The following is a 6178-nucleotide window of genomic DNA, read 5'->3' as shown; positions in this document are numbered from 1 at the left end:
GCCTTTTGCTTACTTTTGGGCTCCTCCAAAAGTGAGCCGCTGTAAAAGCGGAACCATAGGAGGCCGTTACCGCAAAAATGGATATGTACTCGGCCAAATCCAACACCCCGGCCGGCCCACAGCCCGCCACAAAGTTGTGTAGATACCTATGCCGGGATGGCGATGCTCGTGATGCGTACGCCTATCAGTCCTGGGACTCCAGGTCGCGCACGCGGGCTACCGCTTCGTCGCGGCTGTTGACGCCAAGCTTGCTGTAGATATGGCTCAAATGCCATTTCACGGTTTCCGGCGATAACCCCAAGGCGCGGGCGATTTTTTTGTTGGGCAGTGCTTGAGCCAGCAGGCGCACGACCTCGATCTCCCGCTCGCTCAGCGGTTCGATGCTGTTGGCCTGGGGTTTGCTCGGCGTGGCCTGGGCAGGCTTGCCGGAGACGGCGGCGGGGACGGCCACGTGGGCGGCCTGCAAGCGCTCGACGTAAAACGCCAGGACTGGGTCGAGGGTTTCCTGGCGAGTGATTTCCAGGATCAGGTCCATGGCGTCCGGGTGGGCATCGAGCAGGCTGCGCAGCAGCCCGAAGCGTTGTCCGCGGCGCAGCGCCAGCAGCACTTTGTCGCGCGCGGCATCCAGGTTGCCGCGCCGCGCCTCGATCACGGCACTCAACACCAGCAGGCGCACCGCACCGAGTTGCCGACGATGCCGTTCGCAGGTGTCGATCAATTGTTCAATGCGCTGCAAGGCGCCGTCGAGGTCGCCCTGGTGAATCTGCCAGCGGGCCCGTGCGTTCTCGGTCAGGATGTGAATTTCCTTGAGTGCACTGTGTCCGGCGTCGGGGTGGCGGGCGTCGATGGCTTCCAGCCTGGCCAGTTTGGCCTGGGCGGCGGCGGGTTCGTCGAGCAACAGGTGCCAGTGCACCCGCCAGGTCAGGCAGTAGGCCTGCAAGCGGTCCAGCCCGAGTTTGCTCGCGTATTCGTCGAGCCGATCGACGAAGGCGAAGGCCTCCTGATGGTTACCGGCGAGCCACTGCACTTTCCACAGCACCTGGAGCACCCGCAGCACCGAGTCGGGTATCGAAATCCGCTCAAGAATGTCGACCCATCCGGAGAGTAACTTGAAGGCCACGTCGACATCGTTGGTTTCGTACAACACCTCGCCCAGCAGTGCGGTGGCCAGGTAGGTCGCATCCGTCCCGGCCTTGCCGCAGTGGGCCGCTTCGTGGATCACGTCCCGATAGACGCGCTCCGACTGCTTCATCTGGCCTTCCAGGGCATGGCTCAACCCGGTCATGCAGCGGCCCTGGAGGCTACCGGCCGAGGTCCCGAGGAAGGGCTCGCCGTTAATCAGCAACGCTGGCCGGTCCAGTTGCACCTGGCGTGCTTTTTCGTATTCACCGCGGTGCATGTAGAGCCAGGACAGGATATTGGTGCAGGAGCCGATCGCGACACTGTTGCTGCCTGCTGGAGGGGCGAGCAATTGCGGCAGGACCGTCATTGCCGCATCGGTGTCATCCCGTTGCAGGGCCAGGGAGGCCCGCAGCAGGGCGACCATGAAACGATCATGCATCTGGTGTTCGGGGACGTCGTGAAGCAGTTGATCAAGGCTGTTGGCACAGGCAATGAAGTCCCGGGCATAGAGCTGCATGCGGGCCTTGAGGATGCGCAGCTTGACCCGTGCCTGCACCTGCTCGACCGGCAACAGCCGGACCAACTCGATCAGCATGCGCAGGTCGCCATGGGCGTACAGCGCTTCGGCGTGTTGCTCGACCAGGTCGGCGGCAGCGTCGGGATCACCGCTCATCACCGCATGGTGCACGGCTTCATCCAGGTGTTGCTGGTCACGGAACCAGGCCCATGCCCGCGCATGCACGGCCTGTTGCTCGGCCCGGCTGCGCGAGTCGAAGTACTTGAGCAGGGTTTCGCGCAGCAACGGGTGCAGCCGGTACCAGGTTTCACGCTTGGCGCTGTCCACGGGAATCAGGAACAGGTTGTCGCGCTCCAGGCGCGCCAACAGCGCGCTGGCTTCGCTGACGGCCTGGGGGTGACCGCTCAAGGCCGCACACAACGAGGCGCAGAAACGGTTGCAGACCGCCATGAGCAACAGCAGGTCGAGGTCGGTGGGCGACAGGTGGGACAACACCTCGATCTCGAAAAAACGGGCGAAGGCCTGGTCGTCGCGCACCAGCGTCTGTACCGCGGCGCTGGTCGTGGCCGCTTGGGGGCGATTGTTCTTGCGACTGACCGCGAGCAACTGCATGCCTGCGACCCAGCCATCGGCCTGCTCATGGATCAAGCGCGCGTCACGGGCATTGATCTCACCCAACTGTGCCTTGAGGAACTGCGCGGATTCGGCCGGGGTGAAGCGCAAGTCGCGCAGGCTCAACTCCAGAACCAGTTCCTGGCTGCGCAACCGCGCCAGGGACAACGGCACCGCACTGCGCGACACCAGCGCCAGGTGCAGGTTGGCCGGCGCGTAATCGATCAGCCATTGCAGGGCTTGGTGAATGCCCACGTCCGTCAGGTGATGCAGGTCATCGAGCACCAGCACCAGCTCTTTGGTGCGCCGGGCAATGCTGCGCACCAGGGTGATCACCGTGCGCTCGACGGCCTCGCTGTCGATGCCCCGGCCTTCGAGCTGGGTCGCTTCGTGCACCAGGGCGGGGTCGATCTGGCCCAGGCTGGCCAGCAGATAGTCGAGAAAACGGGTCAGCTCATTATCGTCGGCAGACAGGGTCAACCAGGCGACGTCAAAGCCCAGGGGCAACAGGGCCTGGCGCCAGGCGATCAAAGTCGAGGTCTTGCCGCAGCCCGCCGGTCCCTTGAGCACGATGCAGCGCTGGCGACGGGCCTTGAGCATTTGATCCTGCAGGCGCTCACGGGGGACCAGGCGTGCGGCACCGCGAGGAGGAATCAGCTTGGTACTGACAATCGGCGACTGGCTTGCCGTCGTGGGGCTGTCCGAAGCAGTGGACTTGGGGTGTTTGTCCATGGGGCTATCCGATTCATTTTTGTTTTGAGCGTGCTCGAATCGGACCGAGTGTAACGCAGAGTTTGCCGCGCATGGCGCTCTGTTTGGCCAGGGCTGCACCCCGGGCCAATGGGGCGGGCAATCGCCACCCGATGTGGGTGGTGGCCGCGACAAAGGGGCTTGTTCTACTGGCTGGCATAGGCAAGACACGCCTGGCACAGAGCACCGGCGTCGCCGCATCGAACAAAAAAACAAGTGCCGCCAGCCGCCAACGCCGGTCGCCCACACGCATGCCCATCGAGAGACCATCGCAGCGCTGGAGTTAGCCCATGGCCATTCAATTCAAGATCATCGAACACGTGGCACTGGTCACGCTCGACGCGCCCCATTGCAACAACGCCCTGACCATTGGCGACCTAATGCACCTGCGCAAGACCCTGCGTGCCTGCCAGGACGATGAGCAGGTGCGGGTCATCGTCCTGCTCGGGGCCGGTGAGCGCGCCTTTTGTTGTGGAGCCCACTTCAAGGAGTCCCTGCGCCCGGTGCCGGGGTTTGTCGCCGGGGCCCTGAAAAGTCGCGAGACCGAAGCCGAGGAGGGCGGTTACACCCGCTTGCTGGACCTTAGTGACCTGGACCTCTGGAAACCGCTGATCGCCGGGATCCAGGGCCTGTGCCTGGGTGGCGGCCTTGAACTGGCGTTGCAGTGTGATCTGCGAATTGCCACTGACGGCGCCTCATTCGGCCTGCCGGAAGTGCGCATGGCCGCCATCCCCTCGGCGGGTGGCGTGCAGTACCTGCTGCGTGCGGTAGGTTCGGCGCACGCGATGAAAATGGCCCTGACTGGCGAGCCGATCAATGCCCAGGAAGCCTTGCGCATTGGCCTGGTCAGTGACCTGGTGCCCGCCGGGCAGCTGCAAGCCGTGGCACTGCAACTGGCGGAGCGGATCGCCGGCAACGGTCCGCTGGCGGTGCAATCGATCAAACAACTGGCGGTGCAGACCGCCCATCTGCCCGCGCGGGACTTTGTCAGCCAAGCCAACCTGCACTGGGGCCTGCTGCGTGACAGCCAGGACTTCGCCGAAGGCCGCCTGGCATTCGCCCAGACGCGTGCACCCAAGTACACCGGGACCTGAAATCCCCAGACCGCGCTGCATGTGTCCCGACCTGACAACAACAATTACAGGAGACTCATATGTACCTGACTCAAGGACTGCACCGCATGGCGCAGCAACAGCCCCATGCCCTGGCCACGGTATTTCGTGACCGACGCCAGAGCTACGCGCAAATGACCGATCGTGTCGCGCGCCTGGCCGGTGCCCTGCAAAAGCTCGGCATGCAAGCCGGTGATCGCGTTGGCCTGCTGGGCCTGAACAGCGACCGCTTCCTCGAATACTTCCTCGCCACCTGGTGGGGCGGTGGCGTGGTCAACCCGGTGAATATTCGCTGGAGCGTCGCGGAGATTGTCTATTCGCTGGATGACTGCGACACCCGCATTCTGTTCATCGACGACACCTTCCTGCCCCTGGCGCCGGCGATCTCGGCCTCGGCCCGAGTCACACCATTGCTGATTCACGTCGGCGATGGCCCGGCACCGGCAGGCATGCTCTCGTTCGAGCAGCTGATTCGCGACAACGCGCCGGTGGATGATGCCTTTCGCGGTGGCGAGGACTTGGCGAGTATCCTCTACACCGGGGGCACCACCGGCCAGCCCAAGGGCGTCATGCAGTCGCACATGAACCTGTGGTCGGCGGCCGTGGCGCGCGTAGCGGATGTGCCGGTGCCGGCGGATGCCATGACCCTGCACATCGCGCCCATGTTCCACCTGGCGGCGTTGTCCCGGGTGATCCTGATCTCGCTGATCGGGCTGCCGAGTGTGTTTGTTCCGGCTTTTGATGCCTCGGACGTGATGCGCACCATCGAGCGCGAGCGCATCAGCGATATCCTGATTGTGCCGACCATGCTCCAGGCGCTGATCATGCACCCGGACTTTGCCCGCCATGACCTCAGCAGCCTGCGCAGCCTGACCTACGGCGCCTCGCCGATTGCCGTGCCGTTGCTGGAACTGGCGCTCAAGGCCCTGCCCAATGTCGAATTCACCCAGGGCTATGGCATGACCGAAGCGGCGCCGCCGATCAGCGCCAATGGTCCGCAGAACCACAGCGCCGAAGGGATCGCCAATGGCCGCTTGCGTTCGGCCGGGCGTCCGGGACTGGGAGTGACAGTGCGCATTGTCGACGAACACGACAACGAAGTTGCGTGCGGCACCGTGGGCGAAGTGATTGTCCGTGGCCCGAACATCATGCTCGGGTACTGGAACAAACCCGAGGAAACCGCCCAGGCGTTGCGCGGAGGCTGGATGCATACCGGAGACGGTGCCTACATGGACGAGGACGGCTACCTGTACATTGTCGACCGCTTCAAGGACATGATTGTCAGCGGCGGCGAGAACATCTACTCCGCTGAGGTAGAGAGTGCCATCGCCAGTCATCCGGCGGTGGCGGTGTGTGCGGTGATCGGTATCCCGTGCCAGCAGTGGGGCGAGGCGGTGCACGCGGTCGTCGTGCTCAAGCCGGGCAACCAGGCGGCCGATGCGGAGATCATGGAGCACTGTCGGCGGTTGATCGCGGGCTACAAGACTCCCAAGTCGGTGGAGTTCCGCGAAGCCCTGCCGCTGTCCGGCGCGGGCAAGATTCTCAAGCGTGACCTGCGCGAGCCGTTCTGGCAGGGCAAAGACCGGAGCGTCAGTTGATGGAGGCGCCCAGCCGTGGTGTGAGCTCGGTCCCCGAAGGATTTTCACCGGTGCAGGGCGCTTCGAAGTTCCTCAGTGGTTGTGCCGAGTTTTACATTCACCATGAACGGCCGGTCCTGGCGGTGCGTGTCCTGGGCCGGCACCTTAATTACGTGGGCATTGCCCATGGTGGTTTCCTTGCCACGGTTGCCGACAGCGCCTTTGGGATGATGCTCCGCCGCCTGCTGGTGATGGAGCGGGCGGCCATCACCGTCAATTTGAACCTCGACTACCTGGGCGCAGTGCGCGAAGGCGACTGGCTCGAAGCCCACGTCGAAATCCACAAGGCCGGCAGCAGCTTGATCAATGCCAGTTGCCGACTGCTGGTCGGCGAGCGCCTGGTGCTGCGCAGCAACGGCGTGTTCACGCGCTGGAAACACCCACTGCCGCACGCTGAATGATCCGCTGGGCGTAGCCTGCGCCCTCCT

Annotated in this window: 4 protein-coding genes; 3 read left to right on the top strand and 1 reads right to left on the bottom strand. The window is 64.0% G+C overall.

The window, feature by feature from the left end; all coding sequences use genetic code 11:
* Nucleotides 1-184: 184 nt before the first annotated feature.
* Nucleotides 185-2983 carry a LuxR C-terminal-related transcriptional regulator gene (locus ACIOVD_RS27045; RefSeq protein ID WP_401131214.1) on the bottom strand — a complete coding sequence of 933 codons (2799 nt, stop codon included), beginning with the start codon at nt 2981-2983 and terminating at the stop codon, nt 185-187.
* 308 nt (nt 2984-3291) lie between these two features.
* Between ACIOVD_RS27045 and ACIOVD_RS27040 the strand changes: the two genes are divergently transcribed.
* From ACIOVD_RS27040 to ACIOVD_RS27030, 3 genes are read left to right on the top strand one after another with little or no spacing between them, the layout of a single operon-like run.
* Nucleotides 3292-4095: an enoyl-CoA hydratase/isomerase family protein gene (locus ACIOVD_RS27040; RefSeq protein WP_095171847.1), complete on the top strand. Its 804-nt coding sequence runs from the start codon at nt 3292-3294 to the stop codon at nt 4093-4095.
* A 59-nt stretch (nt 4096-4154) separates the two neighbouring features.
* Nucleotides 4155-5711 (top strand): long-chain fatty acid--CoA ligase, encoded by a 1557-nt coding sequence (locus ACIOVD_RS27035; RefSeq protein ID WP_401131212.1) that lies wholly within the window; start codon nt 4155-4157, stop codon nt 5709-5711.
* Nucleotides 5711-6151 carry a PaaI family thioesterase gene (locus ACIOVD_RS27030; RefSeq protein WP_401131210.1) on the top strand — a complete coding sequence of 147 codons (441 nt, stop codon included), beginning with the start codon at nt 5711-5713 and terminating at the stop codon, nt 6149-6151. The genes ACIOVD_RS27035 and ACIOVD_RS27030 overlap by 1 nt, the downstream gene beginning before the upstream one ends.
* The last annotated feature ends 27 nt before the right edge of the window (nt 6152-6178 follow it).

It is taken from the genome of Pseudomonas sp. NPDC087626, from assembly GCF_044743405.1.
In the GTDB taxonomy this organism is placed as follows: domain Bacteria; phylum Pseudomonadota; class Gammaproteobacteria; order Pseudomonadales; family Pseudomonadaceae; genus Aquipseudomonas.
This window is presented reverse-complemented; position numbering and strand designations above follow the sequence as displayed.

Bases quoted from the DNA above. Each gene is read 5' to 3' on its own strand.
- ACIOVD_RS27040 (WP_095171847.1), top strand. From the start codon at position 3,292: ATGGCCATTCAATTCAAGATCATCGAACACGTGGCACTGGTCACGCTC.
- ACIOVD_RS27045 (WP_401131214.1), bottom strand. From the start codon at position 2,983: ATGGACAAACACCCCAAGTCCACTGCTTCGGACAGCCCCACGACGGCA.
- ACIOVD_RS27030 (WP_401131210.1), top strand. From the start codon at position 5,711: ATGGAGGCGCCCAGCCGTGGTGTGAGCTCGGTCCCCGAAGGATTTTCA.
- ACIOVD_RS27035 (WP_401131212.1), top strand. From the start codon at position 4,155: ATGTACCTGACTCAAGGACTGCACCGCATGGCGCAGCAACAGCCCCAT.